The sequence below is a fragment of the Pseudomonas inefficax genome (assembly GCF_900277125.1).
Classification (GTDB): domain Bacteria; phylum Pseudomonadota; class Gammaproteobacteria; order Pseudomonadales; family Pseudomonadaceae; genus Aquipseudomonas; species Aquipseudomonas inefficax.
This window is the reverse complement of record NZ_OPYN01000120.1, coordinates 1-1507: the sequence shown is the minus strand read 5'-3', so window position 1 is coordinate 1507 and position 1507 is coordinate 1. Positions and strand designations below refer to the sequence as shown.

2 protein-coding genes and 1 pseudogene are annotated in these 1507 nt (G+C 68.9%); all 3 read right to left on the bottom strand.

All coding sequences use genetic code 11. From position 1 onward, the window contains the following. A pseudogene (locus tag JV551A3_RS30980) lies at window positions 1-280 on the bottom strand (hypothetical protein); the annotation flags it as partial. Continuing rightward, window positions 280-843, bottom strand: a complete 564-nt coding sequence (pilO, locus tag JV551A3_RS14310; protein ID WP_133978834.1) for a type 4a pilus biogenesis protein PilO — start codon at window positions 841-843, stop codon at window positions 280-282. The pseudogene JV551A3_RS30980 and the gene pilO, both read right to left, overlap by 1 nt. After that, window positions 830-1372, bottom strand: a complete 543-nt coding sequence (locus tag JV551A3_RS14305; protein ID WP_133978832.1) for a PilN domain-containing protein — start codon at window positions 1370-1372, stop codon at window positions 830-832. The genes pilO and JV551A3_RS14305 overlap by 14 nt, the downstream gene beginning before the upstream one ends. Between the last annotated feature and the right edge of the window lie 135 nt (window positions 1373-1507).

Genomic DNA, 1507 nt, shown 5'->3' with positions numbered 1-1507 from the left:
CGACCGGGGCGGCGTTCACGGGTTGTTCGGTGACGGTGGCAAGGGCCTGGGGTCTGGTCCATTGCTGGGTTGGGAAGAGATCACCAGAGGCCTGTTCCGGCCTATTCGCGGGTGAACCCGCTCCCACAGGGTCGGCGGCGCCCACGGGTCCTGTGGGAGCGGGTTTACCCGCGAAGGGGGCGACACTGTCTTCCTGGCCAAACCAGTGGCCCGGGGCCCAGGCCAGCGCCGCGCTGACGCCGAGGAAGCCAACCCAGATGACAGCACGTTGTGTGTTCATCACGACCTCGACAGGTAAAGGGTCATACGCAGGCGGGCGTTGAGCTCGCTGTCGCCAATGCGTTTGCGTTGCAGCTCCAGGTCTTCCAGCACCAGGGTCGGCAACTGCTTGAGCAGGCCCTTGAGAAAACCGCGAATCTGCGGGTAGCTGCCGCGCACCGGCAGCACGATCTGGTAGCGCGCCAGCTGCGTCCTGGGGTCGATGCCCAGGGCATATTCGCCACGCGCCAGGCTGATATGCTCGGCGCTGGCCAGGTGGTACAGGCGCTCGATCAGCTCGCTGGCCTGGGGCTGCCCCGGCAGTTGCTGGCGCAGGCTGTCGAGCGCCTGCTGCTCGGGTTTGACGGCGATCTTCAGCTCGCCGCGCCTGACCTGCTCGACCTGCACGCTGGCGTCCGCTTCGGTGGCGCGCAGCTCGCGCAGGTCCTGCCATTGCGGCAACACCCCAGCGCACAGCACGCCCACGGCCAGCAGGCCCACCGCAATTGCAGCCAGGCCGACCGGGCCGATGCGACGCAGGCGCTCCTGGAGGATCAGGCTGTTCAGCGATTCACTGGCGCGCATGGCCGGTCTCCCAGGTGGCGGTGAGGGTGAAGCGCACCGGGCGCTCGGGCTGCGTGGCCAGTACCTCGTGGTTGAGCAGCGATACATCGCTGAGCTCGGCACTGGCTTCCAGGCGTTGGTGGTACTGCAGCATCGCTTCCAGGTTGCGTGCCTCGGCGGTGATGCGCAGTTGGCCTTTGCGCGCGTCGGGGGCCAGGCTGAGCAACGCCACGTCGTCCTGGGGCTGCGCTTCGAGCATGGCGAACAGCTGCTGCCAGGGCCGTTGCAGCTGCTGCGAGACGCTTTGCATCTGGGCCAGGCGCTCGGCCTGTTCGCGGCTGGCGGCGCTGCCCAGCGGCACGACGGTGGCTGGGCGACGGCCCAGTTGTTGCTCCAGGCTGTGCACGCTGGCCTCCCGCTCGACCTGCTCGGCCTGCAAGCTTTGTTGCAGCAGCACCAGGCCGGCGACCATGGCGCTCGCCACGGCCAGCAGCGACCAGGCCAACGGGCTGTTGCGCCGGGGCTGGAATTCCAGGTCGAGGCGGCGCATGTCAGGCCACCGCCCGCCACATGGCGCACAGCGGGTCGGCATCGCTGGCCGGCTGGCACAGTTGCACCGCCGCCAGTTGCGGCACCTCGCCCCGGCCCGGGGCATGCAGATAGACCCGTGGCAGGTGCTCGCCGT

What these genes read in the sequence shown, in the direction of transcription:
- pilO (WP_133978834.1), bottom strand. Translation starts at nt 843, where the DNA reads ATGCGCGCCAGTGAATCGCTGAACAGCCTGATCCTCCAGGAGCGCCTG.
- JV551A3_RS14305 (WP_133978832.1), bottom strand. Translation starts at nt 1,372, where the DNA reads ATGCGCCGCCTCGACCTGGAATTCCAGCCCCGGCGCAACAGCCCGTTG.